The organism is Agromyces sp. ISL-38 (genome assembly GCF_018613935.1).
Lineage (GTDB): Bacteria > Actinomycetota > Actinomycetes > Actinomycetales > Microbacteriaceae > Agromyces.
Window position 1 is genome coordinate 127,346 of the sequence record NZ_JAGGPF010000009.1, and the last position, 15,812, is coordinate 143,157.

14 protein-coding genes, 1 tRNA gene and 1 other RNA gene are annotated in these 15,812 nt (G+C 70.2%); 5 read left to right on the forward strand and 11 right to left on the reverse strand.

Annotated features, from left to right (window positions below):
* Positions 1 to 54 precede the first annotated feature (54 nt).
* An RNA gene (gene ffs / locus J7E25_RS08015) (signal recognition particle sRNA small type) lies at positions 55 to 151 on the reverse strand.
* A gap of 131 nt (positions 152 to 282) precedes the next feature.
* Here ffs and J7E25_RS08020 point away from each other — a divergent pair.
* Both J7E25_RS08020 and J7E25_RS08025 read left to right on the forward strand, forming a co-directional pair.
* Positions 283 to 370, forward strand: a tRNA-Ser gene (locus tag J7E25_RS08020).
* A 122-nt stretch (positions 371 to 492) separates the two neighbouring features.
* Positions 493 to 1,119: a hypothetical protein gene (locus tag J7E25_RS08025; protein WP_214869572.1), complete on the forward strand. Its 627-nt coding sequence runs from the start codon at positions 493 to 495 to the stop codon at positions 1,117 to 1,119.
* 80 nt (positions 1,120 to 1,199) lie between these two features.
* On the opposite strand, the gene J7E25_RS08030 is transcribed toward J7E25_RS08025, so the two are convergent.
* The 4 genes from J7E25_RS08030 to J7E25_RS08045 form a co-directional block, all read right to left on the reverse strand.
* Positions 1,200 to 1,862, reverse strand: a complete 663-nt coding sequence (locus J7E25_RS08030; RefSeq protein ID WP_308164435.1) for a GNAT family N-acetyltransferase — start codon at positions 1,860 to 1,862, stop codon at positions 1,200 to 1,202.
* The gene (locus J7E25_RS08035; protein WP_214869574.1) at positions 1,859 to 3,802 is read right to left on the reverse strand and encodes a helicase HerA-like domain-containing protein; all 1,944 of its coding nucleotides are present in this window, start codon (positions 3,800 to 3,802) and stop codon (positions 1,859 to 1,861) included. The genes J7E25_RS08030 and J7E25_RS08035 overlap by 4 nt, the downstream gene beginning before the upstream one ends.
* Positions 3,803 to 3,969: 167 nt before the next feature.
* The gene (locus J7E25_RS08040) at positions 3,970 to 4,488 is read right to left on the reverse strand and encodes a hypothetical protein (protein ID WP_214869576.1); all 519 of its coding nucleotides are present in this window, start codon (positions 4,486 to 4,488) and stop codon (positions 3,970 to 3,972) included.
* 305 nt (positions 4,489 to 4,793) lie between these two features.
* Positions 4,794 to 5,264, reverse strand: a complete 471-nt coding sequence (locus tag J7E25_RS08045) for an SRPBCC domain-containing protein (protein ID WP_214869578.1) — start codon at positions 5,262 to 5,264, stop codon at positions 4,794 to 4,796.
* 77 nt (positions 5,265 to 5,341) lie between these two features.
* On the opposite strand from J7E25_RS08045, the gene J7E25_RS08050 reads away from it, so the two are divergent.
* The 3 genes from J7E25_RS08050 (at position 5,342) to J7E25_RS08060 (ending at position 8,405) form a co-directional block, all read left to right on the forward strand.
* Positions 5,342 to 6,244 carry a helix-turn-helix domain-containing protein gene (locus J7E25_RS08050; protein WP_214869580.1) on the forward strand — a complete coding sequence of 301 codons (903 nt, stop codon included), beginning with the start codon at positions 5,342 to 5,344 and terminating at the stop codon, positions 6,242 to 6,244.
* A gap of 65 nt (positions 6,245 to 6,309) precedes the next feature.
* On the forward strand, positions 6,310 to 7,533 hold the full coding sequence (ligD, locus tag J7E25_RS08055) for a non-homologous end-joining DNA ligase (RefSeq protein ID WP_214869581.1): 1,224 nt from the start codon (positions 6,310 to 6,312) through the stop codon (positions 7,531 to 7,533).
* A gap of 2 nt (positions 7,534 to 7,535) precedes the next feature.
* The gene (locus tag J7E25_RS08060; RefSeq protein ID WP_214869583.1) at positions 7,536 to 8,405 is read left to right on the forward strand and encodes an aminoglycoside phosphotransferase family protein; all 870 of its coding nucleotides are present in this window, start codon (positions 7,536 to 7,538) and stop codon (positions 8,403 to 8,405) included.
* Positions 8,406 to 8,417: 12 nt separating this feature from the next.
* On the opposite strand, the gene menC is transcribed toward J7E25_RS08060, so the two are convergent.
* The 6 genes from menC to J7E25_RS08090 form a co-directional block, all read right to left on the reverse strand.
* Positions 8,418 to 9,734 carry an o-succinylbenzoate synthase gene (gene menC, locus J7E25_RS08065; RefSeq protein ID WP_251038882.1) on the reverse strand — a complete coding sequence of 439 codons (1,317 nt, stop codon included), beginning with the start codon at positions 9,732 to 9,734 and terminating at the stop codon, positions 8,418 to 8,420.
* Positions 9,731 to 10,597 (reverse strand): hypothetical protein, encoded by an 867-nt coding sequence (locus J7E25_RS08070; RefSeq protein ID WP_214869585.1) that lies wholly within the window; start codon positions 10,595 to 10,597, stop codon positions 9,731 to 9,733. The genes menC and J7E25_RS08070 overlap by 4 nt, the downstream gene beginning before the upstream one ends.
* A complete protein-coding gene (locus tag J7E25_RS08075) occupies positions 10,594 to 11,868 on the reverse strand; it encodes a saccharopine dehydrogenase family protein (RefSeq protein WP_214869586.1) in 1,275 nt (424 codons plus the stop codon). Before J7E25_RS08075 ends, J7E25_RS08070 begins: the two co-directional genes overlap by 4 nt.
* Positions 11,869 to 12,123: 255 nt before the next feature.
* The gene (locus J7E25_RS08080) at positions 12,124 to 13,167 is read right to left on the reverse strand and encodes a hypothetical protein (RefSeq protein ID WP_214869588.1); all 1,044 of its coding nucleotides are present in this window, start codon (positions 13,165 to 13,167) and stop codon (positions 12,124 to 12,126) included.
* Between the two features lie 327 nt (positions 13,168 to 13,494).
* The gene (locus J7E25_RS08085) at positions 13,495 to 14,757 is read right to left on the reverse strand and encodes a D-arabinono-1,4-lactone oxidase (RefSeq protein WP_308164436.1); all 1,263 of its coding nucleotides are present in this window, start codon (positions 14,755 to 14,757) and stop codon (positions 13,495 to 13,497) included.
* Positions 14,758 to 14,804: 47 nt separating this feature from the next.
* The gene (locus J7E25_RS08090) at positions 14,805 to 15,791 is read right to left on the reverse strand and encodes an arabinan endo-1,5-alpha-L-arabinosidase (protein ID WP_251038883.1); all 987 of its coding nucleotides are present in this window, start codon (positions 15,789 to 15,791) and stop codon (positions 14,805 to 14,807) included.
* Positions 15,792 to 15,812: the final 21 nt, after the last annotated feature.

Genomic DNA, 15,812 nt, shown 5'->3' on the forward strand with positions numbered 1-15,812 from the left:
AGGACTGGGAATCCGCCCGACGGTGCGGACGTCGCGGCATCCGCTCCGTGAAACGGAAAAGACCCCCCGCGCACCCGCCAGAGCCGGGTTACCCTTGCTGCGTTTCCGCCCTGGGGGAGTTGGCCTGGATGGCGCCACGCGGGGAGCCGTCGTCCATTCTACCCGTTCTCGAGCTCAGGTGGAGTCCTCCGGCATTGCTCGACCGATCGCGCGAACGGCGGGGGTTCGGAAGTCGGGTACGATTTCATGAGGTCGCACGCGCTTTCGAGTGCCGCGCCCCGTGGAGGATTCGCCTAGTGGCCTATGGCGCACGCTTGGAAAGCGTGTTGGGTGCAAGCCCTCGGGGGTTCGAATCCCCCATCCTCCGCCAGTTGACCTCCGCCGCGAGCATGTTCTGATGCCCGCGGCGGAGCTGTTTCCCCATCGCGCGCGGACGTGTCCTCCTTAATGCCGAATAGCGCGGCTTCCCGCCTGCGCCCCATGATGTGAGAGATGTCAACGGCGCGGGTGGAGATGCAGAGTGGGGACACGGGGGGCGTCTCCACCGGACCGGCGACAGTAGGGGGCGAGGGCCTCAGGGTTTCGACCCTGAGGCCGCGTCGCACTCTCGGGTGGAGCATCGGCCTCCCGATCGTCACGCTCTTCCTGCCGCTCCTGACCGTGCTGCTCTGGGTACTCGATCCGCTCGGCGCGTGGCCGTTCGTCGCCGTATCGGCGGTGGTCGTCGGGCTCCTCTTCGTGACGGCCTGGGTCGCGTATCGGCGCACGAAGGCGTGGCTCAGCAGGTACGGCATCGTCGAGCGCGGCTTCTTCGGTTTCATCTCCGTGGTCGCTGCGCGCGACATCACCGGCGTGGTTCGCGTGCATCTCTACCGCTCGAACAGCCTCGACACGACCGATCAGCTGTTCGTGGTGTGCCGCGACGGCCGTTGCTCGTTCCGCATGCGAGGCCGGTTCTGGGACGAGCCCACGATGGCGCGTGTCGCTCCCATCCTCGGCGTCGAGGAGACGATGCGCGACGAGCCCGTGACGCTCGCCGAACTGCGCCGGACCGACCCCCAGTTGCTCTACTGGTTCGAGCGTCGCTCGCTCGCCCGCCCTCCGGTCACGCTGACGTAGGGGTCGAATCGCACTTCAGCGCTTCAGCACTTCAGCGCTTCAGCCCGTCAGCCCGTCGGCCGTCGCGATGGCCGGGCGCGTCAGCGCGTCGCGATGCCGAGCAGCGGCGCATCGGGCCGACTCGAGGGCAGCTCGCGGAACCCGAGCCGGTCGTAGAACGCGCGAGCGCTCGTGCTGGCGGCATCCAGTCCGAGGTGCACGGCCGGCACCCCACGGCTCGCGAGCGCCGCCCGGAACACGTCGATGAGCTTGCGCCCGAACCCCTGCCCCTGCAGTTCGGGCAACAGGTCGATGTGCAGGTGCGCCGGGTAGTCGTCGAGCTCGGCGATGAGCATACGGTCAGGGTCGAGCCCCGCCTGGATGAGCTCCTCCTCGGAGAATTTCGGGTCGCGCCCGGTTAGCGGGCCCGGCGCCGGATGCCGCTTCCGGAACTCCGGCGCCCATTCATGCCGCCACCACTCGACGAATGCCGCTGTGTCGGCCACGCCGAGCACATAGCCAAGCACGCGGTGCCCGTCGCTCACGACGAAGGTGAGCTCGGGGGCATACTCCACGTACGGCAGCGCGAAGACCTCGGGCATGAGCGTGTCGTCCGAGTACACGCCGGTGGCGTCGCCGCCGCTTGCCGCGGTGCGCAGGCACACCTCGGCGATGCCGTGGCGGTCGGCTGGCTGGTAGCGGCGGATCAGCGGATGCGGCGCGCCCGCCGCCCTCGTCGGGGCATCCGTTCGCTCGGCGCTCACTTGCGCCGCCTCGTGCCGAAGATGCCCTCGACGACGGTCGTGAGCACGTCGCGGGCCGCCTTGGAGCCGAGCACCTGCTCGAGCGTCGACTTCGACCCGCCCGTCGAGCGCGAAGTCGAGCGCGAGCTCGACCCTGACGAACGCGACGAATGCGACGTGCCCGAGGTGCGCTTCATGAGCCGCTCGTACTCGGCTTGCGCCGCCCTGCGCTCCTTCTCCTGCTGCTTCTCGATGGCCGCCTGCTGCTTCGCAAACTCGGCATCGGCCTCCGCCTTCGCGGCCGCGTCATCCGCCGCCTTCGCCGCAGCCGCCGCCTCGTTCATCTTCGCCGTGAGGATCTCGCCCGCGCTCTCGCGGTCGAGCGGGGTGCCGTACTTCGGGAGCAGCGGCGAGGCGCCGATGAGCGCGTCGATCGCGGCATCCGCCGATGGGCTCATGAGCGCTTGCGGGGCGCGCAGGCGAGTCCAGGCGACCGGGCTGGGTGCGCCCTTCTCGTTCATGACGGTGACGATCGCCTCGCCGGTACCGAGCGTCGTGAGCACCTCCTCGAGGTCGTAGCCCGACCTCGGGTAGGTCGACACCGTCGCCCGCAGCGCCTTCGCGTCATCCGGAGTGAACGCCCGGAGTTGGTGCTGCACGCGCGAGCCGAGCTGGGCGAGCACGTCGGCCGGCACGTCTTTCGGCGTCTGGGTGACGAAGAAGATGCCGACGCCCTTCGAACGGATGAGGCGCACGGTCTGCACCACTTGCGCGAGGAAGTCCTTCGAGGCGCCGTTGAAGAGCAGGTGCGCCTCATCGAAGAAGAAGACGAGCTTCGGCTGGTCGAGGTCGCCGACCTCGGGAAGGTCGTTGAAGAGGTCGGCGAGCAGCCACATGAGGAACGTCGAGTAGAGCGCGGGCCGGTCGACGACGCCGGGCACCTCGAGCAGACTCACGATGCCGCGACCGTCGGATGCCACGCGCAGGAACTCGACGGTGTCGATCTCGGGTTCGCCGAAGAACACGTCGGCGCCGGCCTCGGCGAACGTGACGAGCTCGCGGAGGATGACGCCGACCGTCGCCTTGGCGAGGCCGCCGAGGCCCTCGAGCTCGCCCTTCCCCTCTTCGCTCACGAGGTACTGCAGCACCGCGCGCAGGTCGGCGAGGTCGAGCAGGGCGAGGCCGGCGTTCTCGGCGTAGTGGAAGACGAGGCCGAGACTCGACTCCTGCGTGTCGTTGAGTCCGAGCACCTTGCTGAGCAGGAGCGGCCCGAACCCGGCCACGGTAGCCCTGATCGGCACGCCCTTGCCGATGCCGCCGAGCGAGAAGAATTCGACCGGGAAGGATGCCGCGGCCCACGCCTGCCCGATGCCCTCCGTGCGTTGCAGCAGCTTCTCGTTACCTTCACCGGGGGTCGCCATGCCCGAGAGGTCGCCCTTGATGTCGGCAGCGAACACCGCCACACCCGCCGCGGCGAGCTGCTCGGCAAGCACCTGGAGCGTGCGCGTCTTGCCCGTGCCGGTGGCGCCCGCGACGAGTCCGTGCCGGTTCGTCATCGCGAGCGGGATGCGCACCGGGACATCCGGCATCGCCTCGCCGTTCACGAGTGCGCCCATCTCGAGGGCAGCGCCCTCGAACGCGTAGCCGCTCTTGATCGCCGCGATCTGGTCGGCATCGAGCGGGCCGGCCGGTGGTTGAGTAGCCTGCGACCCAGGCGCATCGAAACCACCCGCCGGTGGTTGAGTAGCCCGCGAAGCAGGCGCATCGAAACCACCATCGACAGGAGTGGCCTCGACGCGCGGCTCCGTCGCCTGCTGCTGCGCCTCGAGCGCAGCGCGGGCGAGTTCCGCGGCCTCCTCGGCCTTCTTGATGGCCTCCTGCGCCTGCACCTGCAGCGCTTCGGCTGCCTCGGCCGCAGCGGCGGCCGCCTCTTGAGCTCGCGTCACCGCGTCATCGGCCATGAGCCGATCCTACGACCGGGCAATCGCGCGGCGGATGAGGCAGAATCGCGCGGCGCGCGGCGCGTCGTGCCTGCGCACCGGCGTGTCGGCCCGATCCTGCCTCATCCGCGGCTGGGCAAGCGCCGGCGCCAGGGCATCCACCGCTCCACCGAGGTTCGCGTCGTCGGTCAGGGCTTCAGCTTGACGGGCGGACGGAACGTCGGCTCCTTGGGAGGCTTCGGTTCCCTGGCTGGCACGCCGAGCCGCTTCAGTCGAATCGCCGAGTTCAGATAGAGGTATGCGACGACGGCGTACTCGACGATGGCGAACGAATAGACGAACACGTCGGCGCCGCCGAGGTCAGGCACCGGTGCGGAGACGCCCGTCGCCGTGAAGACGACCGTCGCGACGTTGCACAGCGACAACACGACGAAGAGGATCCCGAGCCGCCGACTCAAGGCCGGTCGGGCGGTCATGCGCCACCACGCTCGCGGTGGCTCGACTGCCTCGCCGCGGCCGCGGAAGATCCGCGCGCCGAGGAGCAGCACACCGAAGTCGATGACGGCGGAGATGAGCACGACGCCGATGCCCGCCAGGCCGGACATCCGCAGAAGGCCCGCAATCACCCACCCGAGGAGGATCACGCCCACGACGTAGAGCGCCTTGAACTCCCACCGAACGATCCGGATGTCGAGAACGCGACGCATCCGTTCCTGCTCTCTCTTGGCTGAGGTCGCACAACCTTACCGTGTCGGTCCGACGATGGTTCCGGCACGGTTCTGCCGAATTCCGTTGATTCGCCTCGGCTCGGCAGTTCGGCAGAATGCTGCCGAATGACTCACGACGGAATCGTTGAGATCCCGAGTTGCCATGATTTCGGCAGTATCCTGCCCACCGAACGGCGCCGTCCGAGAGCTCCGGATGCGGCGGGCGAGCTCGCCCGATAGCCGGGCGGCCCGCCCACCGGCATCCGTCGCCCTCCCCACATTGCTACCCGAGCAGGATCACATCGCTACCCGAGCGGGATCGCCTCCCCCGTCTCGATCCACGACTTGAAGCTCGAGAGCACCATCGGCCACGTCGCGGCGCTCTCCGCCTGCGACGGATGCCCCTCGCTCCACTCGTCATTCGTGAACGTGGCCTTCGTGAGCCGATCGCCGGCCGATTCGAGCCGCCAGGTCATGCGGCTCGTCAGCTCGGCGTGGTTCTCCCGGTAGACCGGTCCGGGATGTTCGCTGAGGCTCAGCACCGCTCCGGGCTCCGCCTCGAGCACTTCACCGTAGACGTGCACGGTCTCGTCGCCGCTCTCCCCCGGCCCGACGAACTCGTAGCGGCCGCCCGGCACGAGTGCGCCGCGCATGACCGAGCCGAACATCACCGCCCTGTTGCCCTCGTCACCCGTGATCGCGTCCCACACGACCTGCGGGTCGGCCTTGATGTAAATGGTCATCTCGAAGTCCTGCATGTTGCCCTCCTGGTTCATGACCCCGACGCTACGGATGCCGCAGCGTCCCGGTCTTGCACAAACGCGACATCGGTGGTCGGCGCGATACTTGCGCTATGCCTGCCGCGACGACTGACGACTACTGGCGAACGCGCGCGGGCGTGCCGGCCGTGAAGGGCGTGCTCGCGTCGCCCGCCGGGCAGCCGGGGCTCGCGCCGCATCCGGCCATCGCCGACCGGGAGGCCGACGATGGTGCCCCGGTTCGCCTCTCTCGCCTGGCCGTGGCGCCCGATGTCGCGGAACTCGTGCGCCACATCTGGATTCCCCGCTGGAGTCTTCCGCCCGGCGTCGTCGTCGAACAGGGCGTGCTCGAGTACCCCTCGGCGAATCTCGTGATCGAGGCGGGCGCCGCGGCCCTGCACGGCCCCGAGCTCGGCCGCGGGCACCGTCGCCTCGAGGGCACGGGGTGGGCGTTCGGCGCGCTCCTCCAACCGGGCGTCGCACGGCTGTTCGTGGCAGGCCCGATGCGAGCCCTCATCGGCGCTTCGGTCGCGATCGAAGAGCTGAGGGTGACGGATGCCGCGGCGCTGGTCGACGCGATCCGCAGGTCGGTCGCGACAGGCGACGACGAGGCCGCCCGCTCGGCGTTCGAATCGTGGATGGTGGCGCAAGACCTCACGCTCGACGACGACTCACTGCTCGTGCGCCGCGTCGTCGAGCTCGCCGAGACCGACCGCACGATCCTTCGGGCGGAAGACCTCGCCCGGGCGAGCGGTCTCGGCCTCCGATCGCTGCAGCGCCTCGTGCGCGAGCAGCTCGGGCTCACGCCGAAGTGGCTCATCCGCCGCTACCGGATGCAGGAGGCCGCGGCGGCACTGGCAGCTCCCGATGCTCCGGCGCTCGCCGACCTCGCCGCGTCACTCGGATTCGCCGACCAGGCGCACCTCACCCGCGAGTTCCGCGCCGTGATCGGCGAGACGCCGCGTCGCTACGCGGAAGCCGCGACGGCGACGCGCTGAGACGATCAGCCCCCGGGGCCCGGAAGGGCCTCCCCTTTCCGCGCACCCCGCCATAGAGTGAAAGCGTGAGCCCGAAGACGAGCGCGGCTGAAGTGCTGGAGATCGGCGGCCGAGAGGTGCGCGTCTCGAGCCCCGAGAAGATCGTGTTCCCCGAGCCGGGCCTCACCAAACTCGACCTCGTGAGGTACTACCTCGCGGTGGCCGACGGTGCGCTTCGCGGTGCAGCCGGCCGGCCGATGGTGCTCAAGCGATTCGTCAAGGGCATCGACCATGAGGCGTTCTTCCAGAAGCGGGCCCCCGAGAAGCGGCCCGAGTGGATCGAGACGGCGACACTCCACTACGCCTCGGGTAACTCGGCCGAAGAGGTCGTCGTGAACGACGCCGCGGCGCTGGCGTGGGTCGTGAACCTCGGATGCATCGACCTCAACCCGCACCCGGTGCGCGCCGAGGACCTCGATCATCCCGACGAGCTGCGAGTCGACCTCGACCCGATGCCGGGCGTCGAGTGGGCCCAGATCGTCGACGTCGCCCTCATCGCGCGGGAGGTGCTCGCCGATCACGGCCTGATCGGCTGGCCCAAGACGTCCGGCTCCCGCGGCATGCACATCTACGCGCGCATCGAGCCGCGCTGGAGCTACCACGACGTGCGGCTCGCTGCCGAGACCCTCGCCCGCGAGATCGAGAATCGCGCCCCCGGCCTCGCGAGCGCGAGGTGGTGGAAGGAGGAGCGCGGCGAGAGCGTCTTCGTCGACTTCAACCAGAACGCGAAGGACCGCACCGTCGCCTCGGCCTACTCCGTTCGCGCCCTTCCCGACGCACGCGTGTCCACCCCGCTCGATTGGGCTGAGGTGCGCGGCAGCAGCCCGGAGCAATTCACGGTGCCGGCGGTGCTGCGCCGATTCGAGGAGCGCGGTGATGCGGCATCCGGGATCGACGACGCCGCCGGCAGCCTCGACGCCCTCCTCCGCCTCGCGGAGGAGCTCGGCCCGGCCGAGAAGGCGCCGACGTCGTCAGACGGCTCCGGTCGCAGGAAGTCCACGATGCCGCTCATCGAGATCGCACGGGCCGAGACGAAGCCCGAGGCGCTCGAAGGACTCGAACGCTGGAAGGCCAAGCACCCCGGCGTCGTGCCGCTCCTGCAGCCCGCCGATGTGCTCGTCGACGGCATGCGCGGCTCGAGCTCGCTCTGGTATCGCATCCGGGTGAACCTCCAGCACGTTCCCGAGACTGAACGGCCGAAGCAGGAGGAGCTCGAGGTCGACTACGACCCGTGGGCCGGGAAGGCCTGAACATGCCCCACGACGCCCTCCGGCCCGCCGAGGACGGAACGACGACGGATCTCGCCGTCGCGACGGAATGGCTGGAACGCTGGCGCCTCAGCCTCGACGGCGCTGTGTTCCAGACCGAGACCTCGACGCTCGCACCCGCGCACACGGCCACCGGGCAGGCCGTGATGCTGAAGATCTCGCACATCGACGAGGAGCAGCGCGGCTCTCTGCTCCTCGCCGCGTGGTCGGGCCACGGCGCCGCCCGCGTGCTCGAACATGAGGGCGACGCCGTGTTGATGGAGCGGGCGACCGGTCCGCGATCGCTCGCGCACCTGTCGGTGTCGGGGTCGGATGCAGCTGCCACCGACGTGCTCTGCGAGACCGCAGCCGTGTTGCACGCGGCATCCGCCGATGTGCTCGACTCCCCCGAGCCGCCAGAGCTCGTGCCACTTCGCACCTGGTTCCGCGACCTCTTCGCGCAGGCCGACGGCCTCACGGCGTTCCATCGGCGCGGCGCGGACATCGCCCTGGCACTCCTCGACGACGAACGTGACGTCGTGGCACTGCACGGCGACGTGCACCACGCCAACGTGCTCGACTTCGGCGAGCGCGGCTGGCTCGCGATCGATCCGAAGGCGCTCCTCGGCGAGCGTGCGTTCGACTACGCGAACCTGTGCTGCAACCCCTCGCCTGAGTTCGCGCTCGAGCCCGGCCGCCTCGAGTCCCGGCTCGCGCAGGTGGCGGATTCCGCGGCGCTGCCGCCCGAGCGATTCGCACGGTGGCTCATCGCGTGGTGCGCCCTCTCGTCGACGTGGTCGGCGCTCGACGGTGACGCGGAGCGCGCGGCATCCGTCGCCCGCATCGGCGAACGCGCCGCGGCGCTCGCGAGGTGAGCGCGGCGCAGGTCAGCGCGTGAGCACGACGGGCGGGGCGACCGCCCACTCGCGCACGAGCTCCTCGCGCACGGTGACGCCGGTGCCCGGGGCATCCGGAACCCGCAGCTGGCCGCGATGCTCGCCAGAGCCCAGCACGAACGGCTCGGTGACGTCTTCGGCGTAGTAGCGCGACGAGGCCGACGTGTCGCCGGGGAGGAGGAATCCGGGCAGCGCAGCGAGCGCGACGTTGGCGGCGCGGCCCACGCCCGTCTCGAGCATGCCGCCGCACCAGACCGGAACGTCGAGCGCCACGCACGCGTCGTGCACGCGCAGCGCCTCGAGGTAGCCGCCCATGCGACCTGGCTTGATGTTCACGACCGAAGTGGCGCCGCGACCGATCGCATCGACCGCCGTGCCGACGTCGAGGATCGATTCGTCGAGGCAGACGGGAGTCTCGCACGCCTCCGCGAGGCGGACGTGGGTGGCGAGGTCCTCCTCGGCGAACGGCTGCTCGATGAGCAGCAGGCCGAACGCGTCGAGGCTCGCGAGCAACGGGATGTCGTCGGCCGTGTAGGCCGTGTTCGCGTCGACCTGCAGCAGCCCGTCGCGGCCGAGGAGCTCGCGCACGGCGCCGACCGGCACGAGGTCCCACCCGGGCTTGATCTTCAGCTTGATGCGCCGGTAGCCCTGCTCGACGTACCCCGCGACCTCGTCGAGCAGCTCGTCGAGCGAGGGCGCGATGCCCACCGAGACGCCGCAGTCGACCCAGTCGCGCACGGCGCCGAACGCCTCGCCCATCGAACGCACCTGGGCGCGGAGTTCGGCATCGAGCACCGCGGCCTCGAGGGCCCCCTTCGCCATGCGGTGGCCGGCGACGAACGCGAGCGTCCTCGAGACGGATGCCGCGAACGGCATGGACGCAATCGACGCCGTCGCACCGCCTGCCGCGGTGGCGGCCCGCGCATCGTCCTCAACGTGCTGCTCCCGATCGTCGACCCAGACGCCCATCGAGTGAGACGGGTCGTCGATGAGCACGCCGCTCATACGCCCGTCGGCCACGGACTCCGCGACGTGGCGCCGCAACAGTGCAGGCGCGAGATAGCGCTCGATGACGGATGCCGCGCCGTCGACGTACTCCCCCGAGTAGAACGGGTCGCGGCCGGCGACGCACTCACCCCAGCCCTCGCCCCGGTCGGTGAGGGCCCGCACGAGCAGCACCTCGCGCACTGTCTCGCGCCCGAAGGACGTCTCGAACGGCCGCACGAGCGGCACCTCGAGGCGGTGCAGCTCGATGCGCTCGAGGCGCGGGAGCCCGATGTCGGGCGCAGCATTCGTCGGCTCGGTCATGAGGCCTCCCGATCGGGGTCGTCGCGGGTGAAGACGTAGTCGTTGTTCGCGTCGAGCTCGGCACGGAGGCCGCGGCCGTCGGCGAGCGCAGCGAACGCCTCGCGTGAGGCATCGCGCAGGCGTGCAGCGGCAAGGGGATCTTCGGCCCGCACGCTCTCGAAGTCGGCGACGAGCGGAAGGCCGCCCTCGGCGCGCCACTCGGGCACCGGCCCGCGGGCGACTGCCCGAGCGGCGCGCCGGGAGTCGAGCCGCCACAGCACCTCGAACCGGTCGCTGCGGTCGGCGCCGGTGATCGCATCGCGCAACTCGCCGTAGAAGTCGGGCAGGAACCGGACGACCTCCGCGCCGAGTCGAACAAGGTTCAGGTGGGCATTGCGGCGAATCAGCGGATCGTAGGTCCAGCGCATCTCGGTCACGCCGTGGGCGAGGCAGACCGCGCGCTGGCGGAGTTTCAGCGCGACACCGATGCCGCGCCCCCGGGCTCCGGGATCAACGGCGTTCATGTGCGAGTGCAGGTGGAGTCCGCCGGTCCAGCCGAGGAAGCCGAGCGTCGCGCCGAGCGGCGTGTCACCGGGCACCTCGCGCTCGGCAGCGACATCCGGCCACCGGGTTGCGGCGTCCGGCCACTCGATTGCGGGCACGGCGACGAGCAGCGTGTTGCCGGCGTGCTCGAGCGCCTGGAGCATCGAGCGATCGGGGCCGCGCCCCTCACCCCACGTCGCCTCGAAGCGGGCGAGCACGCCACTGAGCTCGCTCGGATCGGCCGGGCGGGTATGGATGCCGCCGCGAGCATCCGCGGCATCCGCCGTCGCTTGGGCCTCGGCGACGAGAGAGGCCGGCACCCGCTCGAGCGCGCTATTCACGCCAGTCGATCCTCCACATGCCAGGGCTGGCCGTAGCCGCCGTCGGACTCGGGTCGCGCCATGAGGTCGAGGAAGGGCGCGGCGTCGAACGCCTCGGGGCCGAGCACGCCGCGGCCCTGCCAGACGCCGGTGGCGAGCAGCTCGAGCGCGATGACGGGGTTCAGGGCGGTCTGCCACACGACGCACTGGGCGTCGTACTCGCGCATCGTCCACTCGTTGTCGCTCACGTGGTAGAGGTACGCCTCGCGGGCGCCGCCGTCGGTGCCGGTGCCCGTGACCCACAGGCCGGCGCACGTCTTGCCCGTCATCCGCGGCCCGATCGTCGCCGGGTCGGGCAGCGATGCGGCCACGACATCGCGCGGGGCGACGTGCACGGGGCCGTCGTCACTTCGCACCCGCACGGGCGTCGTCGAGTCGAGGCCAAGCAGGTGCAGCGTGCGCAGCACGTTGATGAACTCCGCACCGAGCCCGTACTTGAAGGTGACGCGCTTCGCGTCGATCCAGCGCGGCATGAGGAGCACCTCCTCGTGCTCGACGTTCACGCACTCGACCGGGCCGATGCCCTCGGGGAACTCGAACACCTCGGGCTCCGAGAACGGCGGGGTCGTGAACCAGCCGGCCTCCTCCTCCCAGACAACGGGCGGGTTCAGGCACTCCTCGATCGTCGTCCAGATCGAGAACGACGGCGCGAAGACCTCGTTGCCCTCCTCGTCGGTGACGACGAGATTCGCGCCGTCGCGCACACCGAGCTCGTCGATCTCGCTGAACAGGTGGTCGGCGGCGAACCGGGCGAAGACGTCGGAGAGGCCCGGCTCGACTCCCATGCCGACGAGGGCGAGGCGGCCCGCGGCATCCCAATCGGTGGTCTGCGCGAACTGGTCGTCGCCGAGCTTCACGCCGGTCTGCGCATAGGGGTCGGACGGATGCGGCTCGGAGAGGCTCATCGCCATGTCGAGGTAGTCGGCCCCCGCGGCGAGCGCGCCCGCGAAGATCGCCTGCACGAACTTCGGCTCGACCGCGTTCATCACGTGGGTCGCGCCATGCTCGCGGGCGACGGATGCGACGATGTCAGGGTCGCTCGCATCGATCTGCGCCGTGGCGAAACGGGCGGCCACCTCGTCGCCGTGCTTCGCGCGGATCCAGCCGAGCGTGCGCTGCGCTCGCGACTCGTCGTAGTCGCTCACGACGAGGAGCTCGAAGAATCCGCGACGGGCCGCGATCTTGGCAATGGCGTCTCCGACGCCGCCGGCGCCGACGAGGAGGATCCGCATTCCACGACGCTATCGTGGCGCGCCCGGCGCGTCGATGCCGGATGCGCTGCATGCTTCCCGTCTGCTCTCCTCCCCTGACCGCCCCTTCCTCTCGCGTCTCGTCGGTCTGTCTTTCGAACAGCGGATGAGGCAGAACCGAGCTGCTCGCCGTGTGTCGCAGGGCGACACGCCGCAAGCGGGCCGGTTCTGCCTCATCCGCTGCGCGCACAGCGCTCATGGCAACCCGGCAAGGGGGCGAGTGCGCAGCGAACAACCTCAGGGACGAGGCAGGACGATCGGCGGCAGGGATCGAGCGGCACGAACGATCTCGGCGTCGGCAACGACACGCTCGACCGTCGCGAGCGTCGATGGCCAGTGCTCGAAGACGTGTTTCGCAGACGGACGCACGACCGGGATCCCAAACGCCTGCCCGACCAACGTGCGGTCGCGATCGTCGAGGAACTGCTCGGCGGAATTGTGAAAGCCGCGGCCATCTACCTCGAACAGCACGCAGCCGTTGATCACCCCGTCATAACGTCCATGCGGTTCGAGGTTGAACTGCGGAACCACGTCGAATCCCTCGTCGACGAGACGTCGAATGAACAGGCTCTCTGCCCCTGACTCCGGGTGGCCGGTGTAGGCGTCGATCCGATCGTGAACTCCGCGAGGGAGGCTGCGCACGATCGAGCGCACCTCTCGAAGGCCGAGTACCCGTTCGTGCAACACGGAGTCGATGACCGCAGCACTGTTCTCCCGATCCTGACAGCGAATCGCCTGGGCCAGCGCCGTGTGCGGCGACACGATCCAATCGAGGGCGGATTCGGGGCGCCGCTCGATGCTCCAGTGCCGGAGTGGCTTCTGCTCCTGTTCCTGCGTCGGATTCGCGTTCGAGTTCGAGCTCGAGCTCGATTTCAAGTTCGAGCTCGAACTCGAACTCAGCGGCACGAACCGATGCTCGCGCCGGCGCTCCGGCGTGCGCGGATGCCACACCCCGAGCGAGGCACCGCGCACCGGGATGGCGGGTCGCTCGTCGAGATGCGACGCACTCCGCGGGACGTGCAGATGCAACTCCTGTGAGAACCCCGACCATACGCCGAACCTCGAGAGCGCCGAGACGCATCCGATCTTGCTTCGCGTAAGCACCGCGCGCCACTGGTCCACGTCGGCAAGGTGACTCGCGTACCACCCGGGGCGAACTCGCTCGATACGGCCGTGCGCGGCCGCGCGCTGGATCTGCGCGTCGGTGACACCGGCGCGCCGCAGGGTGCGCACGTGGGCGACTTCGCCGACCCCGGCGAGCACGACTTCGATCGCAGGCACATCTCACCGTGGCGCCATCCGGTCGGCGGATGTCGCGCACCAGTCGCTGCTGGGGAAAACGTCTCCCCGCGCCGGTTGTTGAGGAGGAGCGTCACGACCTTCGCGCACGCCGCCGCGGATGAGGCACGAACGCTCGACACGCCGTCGTTCGACCCGCGACACGCCGTCGCCCGCTCAGTTCTGCCTCATCCGCCGGATCAGGGCCCGGGTGAGACGGGCGGGACGGGCGCGACGGGCGACAGGCGCGCCGGGCGGGACGGGCGCGCCGGGGCGCGCCGGGCGGCATAGGCGCGCCGGGACAGGTGTGACCGCTCAGACTCGAGCGCGCTACAGCCCGAGGCGCTCGAGGAAGGGGTTGCGCAGCGCGCCGCGCGGGTCGAATCGACCCCGGAGCGCCGCGAAGTCGTGCCAGCGCGGGTAGAGCTGCGGCATCCGTTCGCCCGGCATCGTGAAGAGCTTGCCCCAGTGCGGGCGCGCGCCGAACGGCTCGAGCGCCGCCTCGAGCGTGGGGAGGAACGCCTCGACCGCCGGCTGCACCGGGCGCCACGTGAAGTGGATGCCGACGGCGCCGGTGCCGTACGCGCTGCTCAGCCAGAGCTCGTCGGCCGCGACCGTGCGGATCTCGGTCACGTGGATGAGCGGCGCGATGCGGTCGGCGAGCCCGCGCACGGCCTCGAGGGCCGCGGCCGCGTGCTCCCGCGGCACGAGGTACTCGGATTGCAGCTCCTCGCCGTTCGACGGCGTGAAGTCGAGTCGGAAGTGCGGCAACCGGTCGAACCAGGCCCCAGCGACCCCGAGCTGCTCGGTGGTGTGCTCGGCCGAGATGCCCTCGAGCGGATGCCGCGGGCGCGTGGCCCGCACGAATGGCACGTCGCGCTCCTCGTGGTCGGTGCGGTGCTTCACCCAGAGCTGGTCGATGCGGTCGGCGCTGCGCCAGCTCGTGAAGAGGCTCACGCTGTAGCCGAGGGAGGTGACGGCATCGAGATCGCCCAGCACCTCGTTCCAGTCGAGGCCCTCGTAGACCGTCTGCGCGACCTCGAAGGCGGGCTCGATGTCGAGCTCGACCTCGGTCACGACCCCGAGCGCGCCGAGGCTCACGACGGCGCCGTCGAAGTCGGGATCGCCACGCCGAAGCTCATGGCGCCGTCCGTCGGTGTCGATGAGTTCGAGGCCGGCGACCGCCGAGGCGAGCGAGCCCACCTTGTCACCCGAGCCGTGCGTGCCGGTGGCGACTGCGCCGGCCACCGAGATGTGCGGCAGGGAGGCGAGATTCGCGAGTGCCCAGCCGGCCGAGGCGAGTCGAGGGGCGAGGTCGCCGTAGCGGATCGCCGCCGACACGCGAACCGTGCGCCGGTCGGCGTCGATCTCGACGATCTCAGGCAGGTTCGCCGTAGAGACGAGCGTGCCCGTCGTGTCGGCGATCTCGTTGAAGGCGTGCCGCGTTCCGAGCGGCCGGAACGGGCCTGCGCCCTGCAGCAGCTCGGCGAGCTCGTCGACGCTCGACGGCGCTGCGACATCCCGAGCGCCGTATGCGAGGTTGCCCGCCCAATTGCTGCCGACGGATGCCATCGCCACCTGTTCTTCCGTCACGTGCTCCCCATTCGAATCGGTCGTCGCCGTGCCCGTCGAGCCGGTCGTCACCAGTGCGCCACTGGCCAGCCCTCGGCGTCCCACTCGAGCTCGACGAGGGCGAGCTGGAACGCGCCGTCCAAGCGTCGATCGTAGTAGTGCACGGCGAGAGTATCCCCTGCGACCGACTGGCCGCCCGGGCCGACGCGATCGCCGTCGGCTGCCAGTAGGAGCGTGCCGCCGCCCTCGAGGAGCGGCACCCCGTCGCGATCCACGTAGGGCCCGGTGATCTCATCGGCGCGGCCGACCGCGATGTTGTAGGTGCTCTCGAGTCCGCGGCAGCACGAGTCGCGCGAGACGAAGAGGAAGTACTCGCCGTCGTGCTCGACCACGTACGGAGCTTCGATCGCGTTGGGCGGCACCTGGCGGTCGGCGAGCCGCAGCGGCTCAGCGGCATCCGCTCGCGTTCCGCTCGGCCACTCCAACGCCACCATGCGGATGCCGCTCCAGAACGACCCGAACGCCATCCAGGGCTGCCCGTCGCCATCGACGGCGATGCCCGGATCGATGGCATTGAAGTCGTCGGAACGGGCCGAGGAGATCACCGGCCCTCGGTCGACCCACTCGTACTCCGCTGCGTCGGGATCGAGCGTCTCGTTCGTCGCCAGGGCGATCACCGAGGTGTTCGACCCGAACGTCGACGCCGAGTAGTAGAGGTACCACGTGCCGTCGTGCTCGATGAGTTCGGGCGCCCAGAGGTTCGACACGCCAGGCACCGCCTCGTCGAGCCACTCCGGCTTCTCGGGCCACACCTCGCCGCGGTAGCGCCATGTCGAGCCATCGGTCGAACTGCGGATCTGGATGTTGCCGTCGGAGACGGTCTCATTGCCCGTCGAGTACACGTAGCTCGTGCCGTCGTCGATGGCGAGCGCCGGATCGTGCGTCGACAGGTCGCCCGTGAGCTCTCGTGCGCCGCCGCTCGAGCACGCGGCGAGCGCGAGGAGCGAGACGACCGAGAGCAGCGCGCCGGCGAACATGGCGGGGCGCGCCGTCATGGACGATCGGCGCGCCCCGCG